At 72.4% G+C, this 16,317-nt stretch carries 15 protein-coding genes; 5 read left to right on the plus strand and 10 right to left on the minus strand.

Going from position 1 to position 16,317, the window contains the following annotated elements; genetic code table 11:
* Positions 1-47: 47 nt before the first annotated feature.
* From ACZ4Z3_RS09555 to ACZ4Z3_RS09565, 3 genes are all read right to left on the minus strand, one after another.
* Entirely contained in the window at positions 48-1,679 is a 1,632-nt protein-coding gene (locus ACZ4Z3_RS09555; protein ID WP_468500440.1) for a phospho-sugar mutase, read from the minus strand.
* Positions 1,680-1,947: 268 nt separating this feature from the next.
* Positions 1,948-2,772: a purine-nucleoside phosphorylase gene (locus tag ACZ4Z3_RS09560; protein WP_468500441.1), complete on the minus strand. Its 825-nt coding sequence runs from the start codon at positions 2,770-2,772 to the stop codon at positions 1,948-1,950.
* 134 nt (positions 2,773-2,906) lie between these two features.
* Positions 2,907-3,344, minus strand: a complete 438-nt coding sequence (locus tag ACZ4Z3_RS09565; protein WP_107463474.1) for a gamma-glutamylcyclotransferase family protein — start codon at positions 3,342-3,344, stop codon at positions 2,907-2,909.
* Positions 3,345-3,792: 448 nt separating this feature from the next.
* On the opposite strand from ACZ4Z3_RS09565, the gene ACZ4Z3_RS09570 reads away from it, so the two are divergent.
* Positions 3,793-5,241: an NAD(P)H-quinone dehydrogenase gene (locus ACZ4Z3_RS09570; protein ID WP_468500442.1), complete on the plus strand. Its 1,449-nt coding sequence runs from the start codon at positions 3,793-3,795 to the stop codon at positions 5,239-5,241.
* Between the two features lie 143 nt (positions 5,242-5,384).
* Positions 5,385-6,395 carry a DeoR/GlpR family DNA-binding transcription regulator gene (locus ACZ4Z3_RS09575; RefSeq protein ID WP_468500443.1) on the plus strand — a complete coding sequence of 337 codons (1,011 nt, stop codon included), beginning with the start codon at positions 5,385-5,387 and terminating at the stop codon, positions 6,393-6,395.
* A gap of 289 nt (positions 6,396-6,684) precedes the next feature.
* Here the strand turns inward: ACZ4Z3_RS09575 and ACZ4Z3_RS09580 are convergent, their stop codons facing one another.
* Together ACZ4Z3_RS09580 and ACZ4Z3_RS09585 are read right to left on the minus strand one after the other, a co-directional pair.
* Positions 6,685-7,248 carry a TetR/AcrR family transcriptional regulator gene (locus tag ACZ4Z3_RS09580; RefSeq protein ID WP_468500827.1) on the minus strand — a complete coding sequence of 188 codons (564 nt, stop codon included), beginning with the start codon at positions 7,246-7,248 and terminating at the stop codon, positions 6,685-6,687.
* 352 nt (positions 7,249-7,600) lie between these two features.
* Positions 7,601-9,376: an acetyl/propionyl/methylcrotonyl-CoA carboxylase subunit alpha gene (locus ACZ4Z3_RS09585; RefSeq protein WP_468500444.1), complete on the minus strand. Its 1,776-nt coding sequence runs from the start codon at positions 9,374-9,376 to the stop codon at positions 7,601-7,603.
* Between the two features lie 380 nt (positions 9,377-9,756).
* Here ACZ4Z3_RS09585 and ACZ4Z3_RS09590 point away from each other — a divergent pair, with 380 nt between their 5' ends.
* Complete coding sequence (locus ACZ4Z3_RS09590) at positions 9,757-10,227, plus strand: hypothetical protein (RefSeq protein WP_468500445.1); 471 nt, start codon at positions 9,757-9,759, stop codon at positions 10,225-10,227.
* Between the two features lie 7 nt (positions 10,228-10,234).
* Here the strand turns inward: ACZ4Z3_RS09590 and ACZ4Z3_RS09595 are convergent, their stop codons facing one another.
* The 4 genes from ACZ4Z3_RS09595 to ACZ4Z3_RS09610 all read right to left on the minus strand — a co-directional run bounded on the left by ACZ4Z3_RS09595 (position 10,235) and on the right by ACZ4Z3_RS09610 (position 12,935).
* Positions 10,235-10,858: a Maf family protein gene (locus ACZ4Z3_RS09595; protein ID WP_468500446.1), complete on the minus strand. Its 624-nt coding sequence runs from the start codon at positions 10,856-10,858 to the stop codon at positions 10,235-10,237.
* Between the two features lie 54 nt (positions 10,859-10,912).
* Positions 10,913-11,041 (minus strand): morphogenic membrane protein MmpB, encoded by a 129-nt coding sequence (mmpB, locus tag ACZ4Z3_RS09600; RefSeq protein WP_107099558.1) that lies wholly within the window; start codon positions 11,039-11,041, stop codon positions 10,913-10,915.
* Between the two features lie 71 nt (positions 11,042-11,112).
* Positions 11,113-11,322, minus strand: coding sequence for an acyl-CoA carboxylase epsilon subunit (locus tag ACZ4Z3_RS09605; RefSeq protein WP_468500828.1), 210 nt, complete (start codon positions 11,320-11,322; stop codon positions 11,113-11,115).
* 14 nt (positions 11,323-11,336) lie between these two features.
* Entirely contained in the window at positions 11,337-12,935 is a 1,599-nt protein-coding gene (locus ACZ4Z3_RS09610; protein WP_468500447.1) for an acyl-CoA carboxylase subunit beta, read from the minus strand.
* 206 nt (positions 12,936-13,141) lie between these two features.
* Here ACZ4Z3_RS09610 and ACZ4Z3_RS09615 point away from each other — a divergent pair, with 206 nt between their 5' ends.
* A complete protein-coding gene (locus tag ACZ4Z3_RS09615) occupies positions 13,142-14,011 on the plus strand; it encodes a biotin--[acetyl-CoA-carboxylase] ligase (protein WP_468500448.1) in 870 nt (289 codons plus the stop codon).
* Positions 14,012-14,292: 281 nt separating this feature from the next.
* Positions 14,293-15,429, plus strand: a complete 1,137-nt coding sequence (locus ACZ4Z3_RS09620; protein WP_468500449.1) for an adenylate/guanylate cyclase domain-containing protein — start codon at positions 14,293-14,295, stop codon at positions 15,427-15,429.
* Positions 15,430-15,738: 309 nt separating this feature from the next.
* On the opposite strand, the gene ACZ4Z3_RS09625 is transcribed toward ACZ4Z3_RS09620, so the two are convergent.
* A complete protein-coding gene (locus ACZ4Z3_RS09625) occupies positions 15,739-16,290 on the minus strand; it encodes a hypothetical protein (RefSeq protein WP_468500450.1) in 552 nt (183 codons plus the stop codon).
* Between the last annotated feature and the right edge of the window lie 27 nt (positions 16,291-16,317).

A 16,317-nucleotide genomic window follows, 5' to 3' on the forward strand; every position in this document is an offset into this window, starting at 1 on the left:
GGCCGGGGCTTCCGCGCTGCTCGGAGCGGGGCGGGGCGCCGGGGGGCTCAGATGCCCGCGGCCGCCGAGAGGTCCTGCTTGATCTTCGCGAGGAGGTCCGTGGCCGTCGCGCGCGCCTCGGGGAGGTCGGCGTGGGTGGCGACCGGGACGACCACCTCCAGGTAGCACTTGAGCTTGGGCTCGGTGCCGCTGGGGCGGACGATCACGCGGGCGCCGTCGAGCGTGTAGCGCAGGCCGTCCGTGGGCGGGAGCCGGTCCGTGCCGCGGGTGAGGTCCTCGGCCTTGGTGATGGCGAGGCCCGCGAGGGTGGTCGGCGGCTGCTCGCGGAGCTGCTCCATGGCGCGGGCGATGACCGAGAGGTCCTCGACGCGGACGGAGAGCTGGTCGGTGGCGTGCAGCCCGTGCTCCACGGCGATGTCGTCGAGGAGGTCCAGGAGGGTGCGGCCCTCCTCCTTCAGCTGCGAGGCCAGTTCCGTGATGAGCAGGGCGGCGGTGATGCCGTCCTTGTCGCGGACGCCCTCCGGGTCGACGCAGTAGCCGAGGGCCTCCTCGTAGCCGTAGCGCAGACCGTCGACGCGGGCGATCCACTTGAAGCCGGTGAGGGTCTCCTCGTAGGGCAGGCCCGCCTTCTCGGCGATCCGGCCGAGCAGGGACGAGGAGACGATCGACTCGGCGAAGGTGCCCTGCGCGCCGCGCCGGACCAGATGGGTGGCGAGGAGCGCGCCCACCTCGTCGCCGCGCAGCATCCGCCAGTCCGCCCCGTCCTTGACGGCCACGGCACAGCGGTCGGCGTCCGGGTCGTTGGCGACGATCAGATCGGGGTCCGTCTCGCGGGCCCTGGCGAAGGCCAGGTCCATCGCGCCGGGCTCCTCCGGGTTCGGGAAGGCCACGGTCGGGAACTCCGGGTCCGGCTCGGCCTGCTCCGCGACCAGCACCGGCTCCGGGAACCCGGCCCGGGCGAACGCCGCGAGCAGGGTGTCCTTGCCGACGCCGTGCATCGCCGTGTACACGGTGCGCGCGGTCCGGGGGGAGCCGTCAGCGAGGACGGCGTCCGTACGGGCCAGATAGGCGCCGAGGACGCTGTCGTCGAGGGTCTCCCAGCCGCTGTCGGGGCGGGGGACGTCGGCGAGGGAGCGTACGGCGTCGATCTCGGCCGCGATCTCCGCGTCGGCCGGGGGCACGATCTGGGAACCGTCGCCGAGGTAGACCTTGTAGCCGTTGTCGCGGGGCGGGTTGTGGCTGGCCGTGACCTCCACGCCGGCCACCGCGCCCAGGTGCCTTATGGCGAAGGCCAGCACGGGGGTCGGGAGCGGGCGGGGCAGGACGGCGGCGCGCAGACCGGCGCCGGTCATGACCGCGGCGGTGTCGCGGGCGAAGTCCGCCGACTTGTGGCGGGCGTCGTAGCCGATGACGACGAGGCCGCCGGCCGAGCCCCGCTTGTTCAGGTACGCGGCGAGACCGGCCGCGGCGCGGATGACCACCGAGCGGTTCATACGCATCGGGCCGGCGCCGAGTTCCCCGCGGAGGCCGGCGGTGCCGAACTGGAGGGTGCCGCTGAAGCGTGCGGCGAGCTCCGCGGTGTCCCCGGCGTCGATGAGCCCGGCGAGTTCCTCGCGGGTCTCCGCGTCGGGATCCTCGGCGAGCCATGTCCTGGCCCGTGCGATGAGTTCGTCCTGCACGTCGGGGTCCAACCTCTCTTGTTCGTCAGCGTCGGGGTTCGGGGCCGGGCGCCCGCTAGCTCGGGGGTGCGGGGTTCGTTGGCGGGTGCGCGTGAGTGGGGGCTTGTCGCGCAGTTCCCCGCGCCCCTGAAAAGCAGGGGCTGCGCCCCGTGCTTTTCCTGATGGGCGGGCCGCAGGCCCCGTCCCCTTCCGGGGCGCGGGGAACTGCGCGAGCAACCACATACCACCCGCACCCGGCGACGAACCCGAGTCCCCCGCTCCACCGCGGCTACAGACGGTCCAGCACCTGCGTCAGCAGCTCGCCCATGCGGGTCGCCGAGTCGCGGCCCGCCTGGAGGACCTCCTCGTGGTTGAGGGGCTCCCCTGTCATGCCCGCGGCGAGGTTCGTGACCAGGGAGATGCCCAGCACCTCCGCGCCCGCCTCGCGCGCGGCGATGGCCTCCAGGACCGTCGACATGCCGACCAGGTCCGCGCCGATGACGCGGGCCATGCGGATCTCCGCCGGGGTCTCGTAGTGCGGGCCCGTGAACTGCGCGTAGACGCCCTCCTCCAGGGTGGGGTCGATCTCCTTGCACAGGGCGCGCAGACGCGGCGAGTACAGGTCCGTCAGGTCGACGAAGTTCGCGCCGACGATCGGCGACGTCGCCGTCAGGTTCAGATGGTCGCTGATCAGGACCGGCTGGCCGGGGCGCATGCCCTCGCGGAGACCACCGCAGCCGTTGGTCAGGACGATCGTCTTGACGCCGGCGGCGACGGCCGTACGGACGCCGTGCGCGACGGCGGCGACACCGCGGCCCTCGTAGTAGTGGGTGCGGCCCAGGAACACGAGCGCGCGCTTGTCACCGATCCTGTACGAGCGGATCTTGCCGCCGTGACCCTCCACCGCCGGGGGCGGGAAGCCGGGCAGCTCGGTGACCTGGAACTCGGCCTCGGGGGCGCCGAGCGCGTCCACGGCCGGGGCCCAGCCGGAGCCCATCACGAGGGCGACGTCGTGGGTCTCGGTGCCCGTGAGCTCCCGCAGGCGCGCGGCGGCGGCGTCGGCGGCGGCGTAGGGGTCGTCCTGGATGTCGTCCGGAAGAAGAGAAGCGTTCACGCGACGAGAGTATCCGGTCTGGGCCTACGCGCGTAGATGACAAGCCTCACGGGATTGGGATCGTTGTCTTGTCGTTTCCCGCCAACGGGGGTTCCGGGGTTCGGCGGGGTGCCGCCCCGGCCGGGTCACCGGCCTCAGCACGGGCGTTTGCGGAGTTCCATCACGTAGTCGTGGGGTGCTCCGGCGGACTCCGCGGCGTCGGCGATCTCGCCGAGGTAGCGGGCGGAGGGCAGGCCGCCCTCGTAGCCGTTGAGGACGTAGACCCAGGCCGGTTCCTCACCCTCCAGGGTGTGCACCCGGACGCGCATCCGGCGGTATATGTCGAGGCCGACGCCCACCCAGCGGTCCATCGCCTCCTCGTCCATCGGGGCGATGTCGTACAGCGCCACGAAGACCTGCGAGCGGGGGGCCTCGACGACCGTCGCGAGGGCGCCCTCCCAGCCCATGTGCTCGCCGCCGAACGTGAGGCGCCAGTCGTTCAGCCAGCCGGTGGCGCGCAGCGGGGAGTGGGGGGCGCGGCGGGACATCAGGCGGGCGTCGAGGTTGCCGGCGTAGGCGGCGTAGAGCGACATGGGGGAGAGCGTAAGCGCTCCGCTGGGGTGGGTGGGGCGGGAGGGGGTGGGGGAGGGGGCGCGTCGGCGGGGTGCGGGTCAGTTGTGGCTGGTCGCGCAGTTCCCCGCACCCCTGGACGGCCCTCCGGGCCGGACCGGTGCGCCCCGGGCGCGCCCCCGTGTTCACCGCGGCCCGCCCCTGGCTCCGCCGAGCGCCCCTCCCGCGCCCCGTCTCCCCGAGCCGTCCACCGCCGGTCGTTCCCGGCTCCCCGGCTCTCCGTCCCTCTCCTCCTCTCGACACCTTCCCTCCCGCCCCTCGTCCCTGCTCCGGCGGCCGCTCGGCCCCTCACCCCTCTCGTCCCCGTCGGTCCCTTCCTCCCCGCTGTTCCAGCAGTTCGCAAGCCACTCCCCCCGCCGTCGCCGTGGGCCGTGTACCCCGGCTCCGCTGTATTCGGGATCGTGCGGGAGAATGGAGTACGTGACTCGGATCGTGATCATCGGTGGCGGACCCGGCGGCTATGAAGCGGCGCTGGTGGCCGCGCAGCTCGGTGCGGAGGTGACCGTCGTGGACTGCGACGGTCTGGGCGGGGCGTCGGTGCTGACCGACTGCGTGCCGTCGAAGACGCTCATCGCGACCGCCGAGGTGATGACCACCTTCGACTCGTCGTACGAGGAGCTGGGCATCATCGTCGCCGACGACACCCCGTACATCGACACGCCCGCGCGTGTCGTCGGGGTGGACCTCGGCAAGGTCAACCGGCGTGTGAAGCGGCTCGCGCTGGCGCAGTCGCATGACATCACCGCCTCCGTGACACGCGCCGGCGCGCGGGTCATGCGCGGGCGCGGGCGGCTGGAGGGCCAGCAGGACCTCGACGGGTCCCGCAAGGTCGTCGTCAGGGCCGCGGACGGGTCCGAGGAGACCCTGACCGCCGACGCCGTCCTCATCGCCACCGGCGGCCACCCGCGTGAGCTGCCCGACGCACAGCCCGACGGGGAGCGGATCCTCAACTGGACGCAGGTGTACGACCTCGACGAGCTGCCCGAAGAGCTGATCGTGGTCGGGTCCGGTGTGACGGGCGCCGAGTTCGCCGGCGCCTACCAGGCGCTCGGCTCGCGCGTCACCCTCGTGTCCAGCCGCGACCGCGTGCTGCCCGGCGAGGACCCCGACGCCGCCGCCGTCCTGGAGGACGTGTTCCGGCGGCGCGGCATGAACGTCATGGCGCGCTCCCGGGCCGAGTCCGCCAAGCGGGTCGGCGACCGCGTCGAGGTGACCCTCGCCGACGGGCGCGTCATCACCGGCACCCACTGCCTGATGGCCGTCGGCGCCATCCCGAACAGCGCCGGCATGGGCCTGGAGGAGGCCGGGGTCAAGCTGAAGGACTCCGGGCACATCTGGACCGACAAGGTCTCCCGGACCTCGGCCCCCGGCGTGTACGCCGCCGGTGACGTCACCGGCGTGTTCGCCCTCGCCTCCGTGGCCGCCATGCAGGGCCGTATCGCCATGTACCACTTCCTCGGCGACGCGGTGGCCCCGCTGAACCTGAAGACCGTGTCGTCCAACGTCTTCACCGACCCCGAGATCGCCACCGTCGGCTACACCCAGGCCGACCTCGACGCCGGGATCATCGACGCCGTCGGCGTGAAGCTGCCGCTGCTGCGCAACCCGCGCGCGAAGATGCAGGGCATCCGCGACGGCTTCGTCAAGATCTTCTGCCGGCCGGGCACCGGCATCGTCGTCGGCGGCGTCGTGGTCTCCCCGCGCGCCTCGGAACTGATTCACCCCATCTCGATCGCGGTCGACAACAACCTGACCGTCGAACAGATCGCGAACGCGTTCACCGTGTACCCGTCCCTGTCGGGCTCGATCGCCGAGGTCGCCCGCCAGCTCCACACCCGCAAGGCGGGCGGCGGCGTCTGACGAGGTCACACGGCGGTACGAGGCGGGTCCGGGCCGGTCGGCGGTCCGGGCCCGCTGCGTTTACGTCCCGGATGGCCCCTATATCACTCCTCGCCCCAGGGTGCGAACAACTTCTGTTATTCGGCGCAAACTGCTGAAACCAGATGGTCGTTGGCGTTACTGTCAGTTTCGTGTTCGCTGCAGAACGTCGCCAATTGATCCTCGAAATGGTGCGGGCCAATGGAGCCGTGTCGCTCCGTGAGCTCGCCCGCGTCGTCCAGACCTCCGAAGTGACCGTACGGCGGGACGTGCGCGCGCTGGAGGCAGAAGGACTCCTCGACCGCCGGCACGGCGGTGCGGTATTGCCGGGCGGGTTCACGCGGGAGTCCGGCTTTCCGCAGAAGTCTCATCTCGCGACCGCCGAGAAGACGGCCATCGCCGACCTCGCCGCGAGCCTCGTCGAAGAGGGCGAGGCCATCGTGGTCGGAGCGGGGACCACCACGCAGGAGCTGGCACGCCGGCTCGCGCGGGTCCCCGGGCTGACCGTCGTCACCAACTCCCTGTTGGTGGCCCAGGCGTTGGCCCACGCCAACCGTGTGGAAGTCGTGATGACCGGCGGCACACTGCGCGGTTCCAACTACGCCCTGGTCGGCTCCGGCGCCGAGCAGTCCCTCCAGGGGCTGCGTGTCTCCAAGGCCTTCCTCTCCGGGAGCGGGCTGACCGCCGAGCGCGGGCTGTCCACGTCCAACATGCTGTCGGCGTCCGTCGACCGGGCGCTGGTCCAGGCCGCCGCCGAGGTCGTCGTCCTCGCCGACCACACCAAACTGGGCACCGACACGATGTTCCAGACGGTGCCGACCGATGTGATCACCCGACTGGTCACCGACGACCCGCCGGGCCACGACGACCGGGCGGTCACCGAGTTGCAGGCCCTGGCCGATCAGGGCGTGCAGATCTCCGTGGCCGGGGCGTCGGGCGGCAGCGGCGCGGGCGGCGATCCGGTACCGGCACGCCAGTCCCGCCGGGACATGCCGCTCCCGGGCCCCCGCCGGAACCAGGTCCATGGCACCGCGCCCCAGTTGCGCAGCGCCACGGTTCTGGGGGAGCAGCCGCCGACCGGCGGCGAGCGGGAGAGGGAGCGAGCGGCCCGCGTGGCGGACCTGCGCCGCCGATGAACGCGGCGCCGGCGACACCCCGGGCAAGTCCCGCGGACGCGGGCACCGCCCCGCCGGCTGCCGGTCCACCACGGCCACGGGCTGCCGGTCCACCACGGCTACGGGCTGCCGCTGCACCACCGCTCGGGATCGCCTGTTCGCCGCGCGGTTCCGGCCCGCCGGTTCACTACGGTCTGGGGCAGTTGCTGCATCACCGCTCGGGATCACCTGTTCGCCGTGCGGTTCCGGGTCGCCCGTCCACCACGGCCATGGGCAACTGCTTCACCACCGCTGCGGCCCGCCCGTTTCGCTACGGCTCAAGGCCGCGCAGCGTCAGGGTCAGTAGGCGGTCGGCCAGTTCCGGGTCGTCCGGGGTTTCCTCGGCTGCCAGCGCGATCGCGTGGGTGAGCTGGAGCAGGTCGCCGATCGACACGTCGTCCCGTACGGCGTGAGCCCGCTGGGCCCGTGTCAGGAGGGTGGTGCCCGCCTCGCGGATCGGGGCGCAGCACCGGGCCAGGTCCGAGGCGTTCTCCTCGATGCGGGAGTCGGCGTACGACACCGTCATGAGGGCCTTCGCCAGACCCCGGTATTCACTCGCACGAGTGATGATGTCGCGCAGCCAGGTGACCAGCGCGGTGCACGGCTGGGGCGCGTCGAGCTGTTCCCGGGCCCGGGCCAGCAGTTCCTGCACCGCCTCCTCGAAGACCGCGCCGAGGAGGGCCTGCCGGTTCGGGAAGTGGCGGTAGAGCGTGCCGATCCCGACGTCCGCGCGGCGGGCGATGTCCTCCAGCGAGGCGGTCGTGCCATGGGCCGCGAAGGCGAGGCGGGCCGCCGTGAGCAGGCGCTCGTGGTTGCGGCGGGCGTCGGCCCGCATGGGGCGGGCGCCCGCCGGGGGCCGGGCCGCCGACGGCCGCGCTGCTGCCGGGGGCCCGGCCGGGGTGGTGCTCACCGTGACCTCACCTGCTCTCCTCGCTGGGGTCTCCTCAGCCTAGGTCGTGTCCGCGAAGTCCCGTCGTCCGCCCGGAGGGCGGGCCCCGCGGCGTCTGGTGCTTGCTCTGGGGGTACACCCCCTGCTCGGAGAGCTTGGGGGAGCGTGCCGGGCGTCGCGGGGTGGACAGGACTGTGCGGACACGGCCTAGGAGCTCGGGCGGCCCGCGAGTTGTCGCGGGGACGACACGACCCCCGCGGCCCTGACGGGCGCGGGGGTCGTCTCGTCGTACCGGACCTCAGTCCTTGATCTCGCAGATCGCCGCGCCCGACGTGATGGAGGCGCCGACCTCCGCGCTCAGACCCTTGACCGTGCCGGAGCGGTGGGCGTTGAGGGGCTGCTCCATCTTCATGGCCTCCAGGACCACGATGAGGTCGCCCTCCTTGACCTCCTGGCCCTCCTCGACGGCGACCTTCACGATCGTGCCCTGCATCGGGGACGCGAGGGTGTCGCCGGACGCCGCGGGGCCCGACTTCTTCGCCGCGCGGCGCTTGGGCTTGGCACCCGCGGCCAGGCCGGTGCGGGCCAGGGTCATGCCGAGAGCGGCCGGGAGGGAGACCTCCAGGCGCTTGCCGCCGACCTCGACGACGATCGTCTCGCGGTCCGTCTCGTCCTCGGGCTCGGCGGTGTCCGCGGGAGCCGCGAACGGCTTGATCTCGTTGACGAACTCCGTCTCGATCCAGCGGGTGTGGACCGTGAACGGGTCGGTCGAGCCGGTGAGCTCGGGAGCGAACGCCGGGTCCTTCACCACCACGCGGTGGAACGGGATGGCCGTGGCCATGCCCTCGACCTGGAACTCCTCCAGGGCGCGCGCGGCACGCTGCAGGGCCTGCTGCCGGGTGGCGCCGGTGACGATCAGCTTGGCGAGGAGGGAGTCCCAGGCCGGGCCGATGACGCTGCCGGACTCCACGCCCGCGTCCAGACGGACACCGGGACCGGACGGCGGGGTGAACGTGGTGACCGTGCCGGGGGCCGGGAGGAAGTTGCGGCCCGGGTCCTCGCCGTTGATGCGGAACTCGAACGAGTGGCCGCGCATCGGCGGGTCGTCGTACCCGAGCTCCTCGCCGTCGGCGATCCGGAACATCTCGCGGACCAGGTCGATACCGGTGACCTCCTCGGTGACCGGGTGCTCGACCTGGAGACGGGTGTTGACCTCCAGGAAGGAGATCGTGCCGTCCATGCCGACGAGGAACTCCACCGTGCCGGCGCCGACGTAGCCGGCCTCCTTCAGGATGGCCTTCGACGCGCGGTACAGCTCCGCGTTCTGCTCCTCGGAGAGGAACGGCGCCGGAGCCTCCTCGACCAGCTTCTGGTGGCGGCGCTGGAGCGAGCAGTCACGGGTCGAGACGACGACCACGTTGCCGTGCTTGTCCGCGAGGCACTGGGTCTCGACGTGCCGCGGCTTGTCCAGGTAGCGCTCCACGAAGCACTCGCCGCGACCGAACGCCGCGACCGCCTCACGGACGGCCGAGTCGTACAGCTCCGGGACCTCTTCGAGGGTGCGGGCCACCTTCAGACCGCGACCGCCACCGCCGAACGCCGCCTTGATGGCGATGGGCAGACCGTGCTCCTCGGCGAACGCCACGACCTCCTCGGCGCCCGACACGGGGTCCGGGGTGCCCGCGACGAGCGGGGCGCCCGCGCGCTGGGCGATGTGACGGGCCGCCACCTTGTCGCCGAGGTCGCGGATCGCCTGCGGCGGCGGACCGATCCAGATCAGGCCCGCGTCCAGCACCGCCTGGGCGAACTCCGCGTTCTCCGAGAGGAAGCCGTAGCCCGGATGGATCGCGTCCGCTCCGGAGTCCTTCGCGGCCTGGAGCACCTTGGAGATGTCCAGGTAGCTGGTGGCGGGGGTGTCACCGCCCAGGGCGAACGCCTCGTCCGCGGCCCGCACATGCAGTGCGTCCCGGTCCGGATCCGCGTACACGGCCACGCTCGCGATCCCGGCGTCCCGGCACGCCCGGGCGACGCGGACAGCGATTTCGCCTCGGTTGGCGATCAACACCTTGCGCACGATGGCTCCCTCTCCTTGAAACAAGCCGAGTTTAGGGACTGCCGACACGGCGTTTCGACCCGTCCTCAATGGTGACCTTGCCCACACGGAGCGTGAATCGAGGCTCGCTCGACCGGTGAAATCCCTTGTCGTACCGCATCACGCAGGACTCCACCCGAAAACCCTAGCCCTCTACTGTGGTCAAGGTCTCTGTGCGGCCGCGCTGCGGCCGGTTGGGTTTCTTTGTGGAATCCCTACTAATGGCCCAACGATTCTTTGCTCTCGTGAGAACCCTTGTCCCCGGGTTTACCCGTTAGTAGCGTTCGCGATGTCTCGAACACGTACGTGGGGTGACGATGCCCCGGCGGGAACGGCGCGGCAGGGAAAGTGGGTGGGTGGCGGTGATCCGCAGACCGGTGGCGGTGGTCACGGCGATCGTGCTGTTCGCGGAGGGGCTGGGGATCGCCCTGCTCCAGTGGTTCCTCGGCACCGTCGTCGACCGGCAGAAGATGTCCCTCGCCGGGCTGGACCCCGACGCGATGTCCCTGTCCTCGAAGGCCGGGGGTGTCGTCTTCGGGCTCTACTTCGCGTTCTGCGGAGTCGTCGCGCTGCTCGTCGCGGTACGGGACCGGCCCGCCGCCGGGCTCGGGCGTGTCGTGCTCATCAGCGCCGCCGTGGTGCACGGGTTGCTCGGCGCGCTCACGGTGGGGTTGGTCGGGTGGGGCGCGTTCGTCTTCATGATGGTGGTGCTGGCGCTCGTGGTGCTCACCCTGATGACCTACGACCGCAAGGCGGGCGCCGGGGAGCCGGGCCCGGACGAGGAGGGCGCGCCGGCCGCGCCCGTCGCGCCGCCGGCCGCCGGAGCGTCCTGAGCCGCCGCTACGAGGCTCGGGGAGTCCACAGGTCGGTGATGGCCACGTCCAGTTGGGCCAGCAGCCGGCGGACCAGGGGGAGACTGATGCCGATCACGTTGCCGTGGTCGCCGTCGATGCCGTCGATGAACGGGGCCGAGCGGCCGTCGAGGGTGAACGCGCCCGCGACGTAGAGGGGTTCGCCCGAGGCCACGTACGCGGCGATCTCCTCGTCGGTGGGATCGCCGAAGTGGACGACCGTGGAGGCGGTCGCGGAGGTGTAGCGGCCGGTGGCGGTGTCGTAGACGCAGTGGCCGGTCTGGAGGGTGCCGGCGCGGCCGCGCATCGCCTTCCAACGGGCCGTGGCCTCCTCGGCGTCGGCCGGCTTGCCGAGGGCTTCGCCGTCCAGGTCGAGCACCGAGTCGCAGCCGATGACGAGGGCGCCCTTGACCTCGGGCTTCGCCGCGACGACGGAGGCCTTGGCCTCGGCGAGGGCGAGGGCCAGCTCGGCGGGGGTGGGGGCGGTGACGGCGTCCTCGTCCACTCCGCTGACGATCACCTCGGGGGCCAGGCCGGCCTGGCGGAGCAGGTTGAGGCGGGCGGGGGACTGCGAGGCGAGCACCAGACGGCGCCGGGGGTGCGGTTCGGTCATGCCGTCAGGGTAGCGGCGGGCACGTGGGGCGGCCGGGCCGTCGCCGACCGGCGCTCAGAGGATGCCCAGGACCAGCATCGCCAGGACCATGGCCAGGGCCATGAGGATGCTGAGCCGGCGGAGCATGTCCTGGGTGTCGCGGAGTTCCTTCGGCGGCTCGTTCTCAGGGTCGGACCACAGCATGCTCCGATGGTGCGGGTCGCCGTGGTCCGAACGCCTGAGTACGCGTACTCAACTTGAGGCCGTGGTTCCGCTCAGCCGGGCCAGTAGCTCCGGCTCCAGGACGTGGGGCCCGGCGCGGGCAGCCGGTGCGCGGCGATGCGGGACGGGTCGGACCAGGAGTCCCGGGGGGCGGGCGCGCCGGACGGCTGTGTGGCCGCCGCCGCGGCGCGCGCCTGGACCACCGCCAGGGCGGCGGCCAGCTCCTCGGGGGTCGGGTTGCCCCGTACGACTTTGATCACGATGGCTCCCGTCGGGTCTACAGGGGGATGTTGCCGTGCTTCTTCGGGGGCAGGGACTCCCGCTTCGTGCGGAGCTGCCGCAGACCGCGGACGACGTGGCGGCGGGTGTCCGAAGGGGTGATCACGGCGTCGACGTAACCGCGTTCGGCGGCCGTGTAGGGGTTGAGGAGGGTGTCCTCGTACTCCTGGATCAGGCGGGCGCGGACCTCCTCGCGCTCCTCCTCGGAGGCGGCGGCGATGGTGCGGCGGTGCAGGATGTTGACCGCGCCCTGGGCGCCCATGACGGCGATCTGGGCGGTGGGCCAGGCGAGGTTGAGGTCGGCGCCGAGGTGCTTGGAGCCCATGACGTCGTAGGCGCCGCCGAAGGCCTTGCGGGTGATGACCGTGATCAGCGGGACGGTGGCCTCGGCGTAGGCGTAGATGAGCTTGGCGCCGCGGCGGATGATGCCCTCGTGCTCCTGGCCGACGCCCGGGAGGAAGCCGGGGACGTCGACGAACGTCAGGACGGGGACGTTGAAGGCGTCGCAGGTGCGCACGAAGCGGGCCGCCTTCTCCGAGGCGTCGATGTCCAGGCAGCCGGCGAACTGCAGCGGCTGGTTGGCGACGATGCCCACGGGGTGGCCCTCGACCCGGCCGAAGCCCGTGAGGATGTTCGGCGCGAACAGGGCCTGGGTCTCGAAGAACTCGGCGTCGTCCAGGACGTGTTCGATCACCGTGTGCATGTCGTACGGCTGGTTCGCGCTGTCCGGGACGAGGGTGTCCAGCTCGCGGTCCTCGTCGGTGACGGTGAGGTCCGCCTGCTCGGGGAAGGCCGGGGGCTCACTGAGGTTGTTCGAGGGCAGGTACGACAGGAGCTGCTTGACGTACTCGATGGCGTCCTTCTCGTCGCCCGCCATGTGGTGGGCCACGCCCGAGGTTGCGTTGTGGGTGCGGGCGCCGCCCAGCTCCTCGAAGCCGACGTCCTCGCCGGTGACCGTCTTGATGACGTCGGGGCCGGTGATGAACATGTGAGAGGTCTGGTCGACCATGACCGTGAAGTCGGTGATCGCGGGGGAGTAGACCGCGCCGCCCGCGCAGGGGCCGACGACCAGGGAGATCTGCGGGATCACGCCGGAGGCGTGGGTGTTGCGGCGGAAGATCTCGCCGTACATGCCGAGGGCCATGACGCCCTCCTGGATGCGGGCGCCGCCGGAGTCGTTGATGCCGATCACCGGGCAGCCGGTCTTCAGGGCGAAGTCCATCGCCTTCATGATCTTCTGGCCGAAGACCTCGCCCAGGGAACCGCCGAGGACGGTGAAGTCCTGCGAGAACACGGCGACGGGGCGGCCGTCGACCGTGCCGTAGCCGGTGACGACACCGTCGCCGTAGGGGCGGTTGTGCTCCATGCCGAAGTCGGTGGAACGGTGGCGGGCGAACTCGTCGAACTCCACGAAGGAGTCCTCGTCGAGGAGCAGCTCGATCCGCTCACGGGCCGTCAGTTTGCCCTTGGCGTGCTGCTTCTCCACCGCGCGCTCGGAGCCGGCATGCGTCGCCTCGTGGATACGGCGCTGCAGATCCGCGAGCTTCCCCGCGGTCGTGTGGATGTCGATGGTCGCTGGCTCTTCCGGCTCGGACATCGGGATGCGGCTCCCTGCCTGCTCAGTGGGACGTGGGACGTGAGAACTTCGCGGTGCGTGCTTGCTCGGGCGGTACGTGTCTGCTCTGGGCGACGGCGTGTGCTGTCTCGGTATGTGCTCAGAAGTGGCGGTGGTTACTCATCCGTAGCGTAGTGCTGCCCCTGGGGATCGGCAGTGCGGCGTTTACCACACCTAGGGTGGGTTGCATGACGCCGCGAGATGCCTCAGACAACAGCCGCTGGTCCGACCTCGACCGTCCGCCGCTCAACGGGGCCGCGTTGCGACGCGGGCTGGTGCGGGACGGCGGACACGGGGGCCTGTATCGCGATGTGGAGGTCGTGCAGCGCACCGGCTCCACCAATCACGACCTGGTGAACCTCGCGGCCCGGGGGGACGCCGAGGAGGGCGCCGTCCTCGTCGCCGAGGAACAGACGGCCGGCCGGGGCCGCCTCGACCGGCAGTGGACGGCACCGCCCCGCTCCGGCCTCTTCTTCTCCGTCCTCCTCAAGCCCACCGAGGTGCCCGTCCACCAGTGGGGCTGGCTACCGCTGCTGGCCGGTGTCGCCGTCGCCACGGGGCTGTCCCGGGCCGCCGGCGTCGACACCTCACTCAAATGGCCCAACGATGTGCTGGTGACCGTCGGCGGGGAGGAACGCAAGGCCGGCGGCATCCTCGCCGAGCGCGCGGGTGACGGCGGCGTCGTCATCGGGATCGGCGTCAACGTCAGCCTCCGCGAGGACGAGCTGCCGGTGCCCACCGCCGGATCGCTGGCCCTCGCCGGCGCCGTGACCACCGACCGTGATCCGCTGCTGCGCTCCGTGCTGCGCGCGCTGGAGGACTGGTACGGCCGCTGGCGGCGGGCCGGGGGCGACCCAGCGGTGAGCGGGCTGCAGGAGACGTACGCGGCCGGCTGCGCGACCCTCGGGCGCAAGGTGCGGGCCGAGCTGCCGGGCGACCGGTCGATCGTCGGGGAGGCCGTGGCCGTCGACGGGGACGGGCGGCTGGTGCTGGCCACCGGCGAAGGCGTGCAGGAACCGGTGGGCGCCGGGGACATCGTGCATCTGCGCGCCGTGTGAGAGGAGGAGACGACAGCGGGGGCGGTGGGGTGTGTGGGGCACCTGTTGTCCGGGCACCCGGTGACGGCGTCAACCCCGCCCGCCGCCGGAAGGCGGGCCGGCCGGGGGTGCGGGTGGGGCACCCGGGGGTTCCGCTCCCGGGGGCAGCGAGCACGCCGTGGCCGTACGGTCAAGGAGGGCACCCCTGTCGGCCACACCTGACGGAGTGAGCTGGCGCACACCTGCCGTAGAGTTGAGGCCGGTCGAGTACGTGACCGCGGGAGATCGGAAGGGCAGCTGGCGTGAGCGTCGAGGACACGGGCTCCGGCACGGACGCGCAGGGCCGCGTGGACCCGCCGGACCCCCAGGGCGCGGACGGCGGCGAGGAGGACCCGCTCGCGCTGCGGCTCGAAGGGCTCATCCTCGGAGCCGAGCGTCGTTACACCCCCTTCCAGGCGGCCCGGAGCGCGGGCGTCTCCATGGAACTGGCGTCCCGGTTCTGGCGGGCCATGGGCTTCGCGGACATCGGCCAGGCCAAGGCGCTCACCGAGGCGGACGTCCTCGCCCTGCGGCGCCTCGCCGGTCTCGTCGAGGCGGGCCTGCTCAGCGAGGCCATGGCCGTGCAGGTGGCACGTTCCACCGGTCAGACCACGGCGCGGCTCGCCGAGTGGCAGATCGACTCGTTCCTGGAGGGGCTGACGGAGCCGCCGGAGCCGGGCATGACCCGTACCGAGGTGACGTACCCCCTGGTCGAACTGCTCCTGCCCGAGCTGGAGGAGTTCCTCGTCTACGTCTGGCGGCGCCAGCTCGCCGCCGCCACCGGCCGGGTCGTGCAGGCCGCCGACGACGAGGAGATGGTCGACCGGCGGCTCGCGGTCTGCTTCGCCGACCTGGTCGGCTTCACCCGGCTGACCCGCCGTATGGAGGAGGAGGAGCTCGGCGAACTCGTCGAGGCCTTCGAGACCACGGCCGCGGATCTCGTCGCCGCGAACGGGGGCCGGCTGATCAAGACCCTGGGTGACGAGGTCCTCTACGCCACCGACGACTCGGGGGTGGCCGCGGAGATCGCCCTGCGGCTGATCGAGACCATGGCGAACGACGAGACCATGCCCGAACTGCGCGTCGGTATGGCCTTCGGGACCGTCACGACGCGGATGGGCGACGTGTTCGGTTCCACGGTGAACCTCGCGAGCCGGCTGACCTCGATAGCGCCCAAGGACGCGGTCCTCGTCGACGCCGCGTTCGCCGAGGAGCTCATCCGCACCGGTGAGGCCCCCGCGTCCGAGACGGAGGCCGCCGAGGCCGCGGCCGCCGCCGAGAAGGAGGGCGAGGAACCGCCGACGTACCGCTTCGCCCTCCAGCCCATGTGGCAACGCCCCGTACGAGGTCTCGGCGTGGTCCAGCCGTGGCTCCTCACCCGCCGACCGGGCAGGGCGTAGACCCGGCCGCGCGCGGCCCGGACGGGTGACCGCCGCGATCGTCCGGTGACTCCGGGTGACCGAGCGGTGGGCTTCCGGCTGAGGGGCGCAAGGACTGAGGGTGCGAGTCGGCGACCGGGCGGATGAGCGGTGCGGCGCCGGGACGAGAGTCGGGTGAGGCACCGCGTTCCCCGGCGGGGACCTGGGCCGAGGGCTCGGGACTCCGCGCCGAATGAGGCCCGCGGCGTCCGATCGCGGGCCGTGGGCTGCGAGCCGTGGCGCCGCTGCCGGGCGGTCGCGGTGTGGCGTCGGCTGCCGGGAGGGCCGTTCTCACCTGCCGACCTGTGTGTCGTCGACGCACAGGCCGACGATCGGGACGCACGGGCCCGGCCGCTGCGGCCGAGTCGGCTCGGTCGTGGTGTCGGGGGTGGTCGGGGAGGCCGGTGCGTCGGATGCGGCGGGTTGCCCGGCCGCGGGCGGCTGTCGGGTGGGCGTGTCCGGGGTGGGGCGGGGGGCCTCGGGGGCCGCCGGGCTCTCGGGGAGCGTGGCGCGGGCCGGGGGACTGTATGGAGCGGCGGGGCCGTCGGGGAGTTCGACGCCGATGGAGGGGACGGACGAGGTCGCCGACGGCTTCGCTACGGCGGTGGCCGAACCCGGTGCCGGTGGTGCCGTCGGCGCGGCGCCCGTGTCGCCCATCGGCGAGTCGGCGGTCGGCTCCGCCGAGGGCACGCCGCCCAGGGAAGCGCCGGTACCGGTCGGCTCATCGGTCGCTTCGTCCGAGAGGTCGTCCGCCGCCCTCGGCGCGGTACCGGCCGCGCCGCCGCCCGAGACCGGGTCCGAGGCCAGCCGCAGCAGGCTCAGCGCACTGGCCGCCAGAGCCATCCCACCGACCGCGAACAGCACCTTCCG

The sequence above is a fragment of the Streptomyces sp. NPDC030296 genome, assembly GCF_055572815.1.

What these genes read in the sequence shown, in the direction of transcription:
- ACZ4Z3_RS09565 (WP_107463474.1), bottom strand. Translation starts at nt 3,344, where the DNA reads ATGTCGCTCTACGCCGCCTACGCCGGCAACCTCGACGCCCGCCTGATG.
- ACZ4Z3_RS09570 (WP_468500442.1), top strand. Translation starts at nt 3,793, where the DNA reads ATGGAGTACGTGACTCGGATCGTGATCATCGGTGGCGGACCCGGCGGC.
- ACZ4Z3_RS09575 (WP_468500443.1), top strand. Translation starts at nt 5,385, where the DNA reads ATGGTCGTTGGCGTTACTGTCAGTTTCGTGTTCGCTGCAGAACGTCGC.
- ACZ4Z3_RS09580 (WP_468500827.1), bottom strand. Translation starts at nt 7,248, where the DNA reads ATGCGGGCCGACGCCCGCCGCAACCACGAGCGCCTGCTCACGGCGGCC.
- ACZ4Z3_RS09595 (WP_468500446.1), bottom strand. Translation starts at nt 10,858, where the DNA reads ATGACCGAACCGCACCCCCGGCGCCGTCTGGTGCTCGCCTCGCAGTCC.
- mmpB (WP_107099558.1), bottom strand. Translation starts at nt 11,041, where the DNA reads ATGCTGTGGTCCGACCCTGAGAACGAGCCGCCGAAGGAACTCCGCGAC.
- ACZ4Z3_RS09610 (WP_468500447.1), bottom strand. Translation starts at nt 12,935, where the DNA reads ATGTCCGAGCCGGAAGAGCCAGCGACCATCGACATCCACACGACCGCG.
- ACZ4Z3_RS09615 (WP_468500448.1), top strand. Translation starts at nt 13,142, where the DNA reads ATGACGCCGCGAGATGCCTCAGACAACAGCCGCTGGTCCGACCTCGAC.
- ACZ4Z3_RS09625 (WP_468500450.1), bottom strand. Translation starts at nt 16,290, where the DNA reads ATGGCTCTGGCGGCCAGTGCGCTGAGCCTGCTGCGGCTGGCCTCGGAC.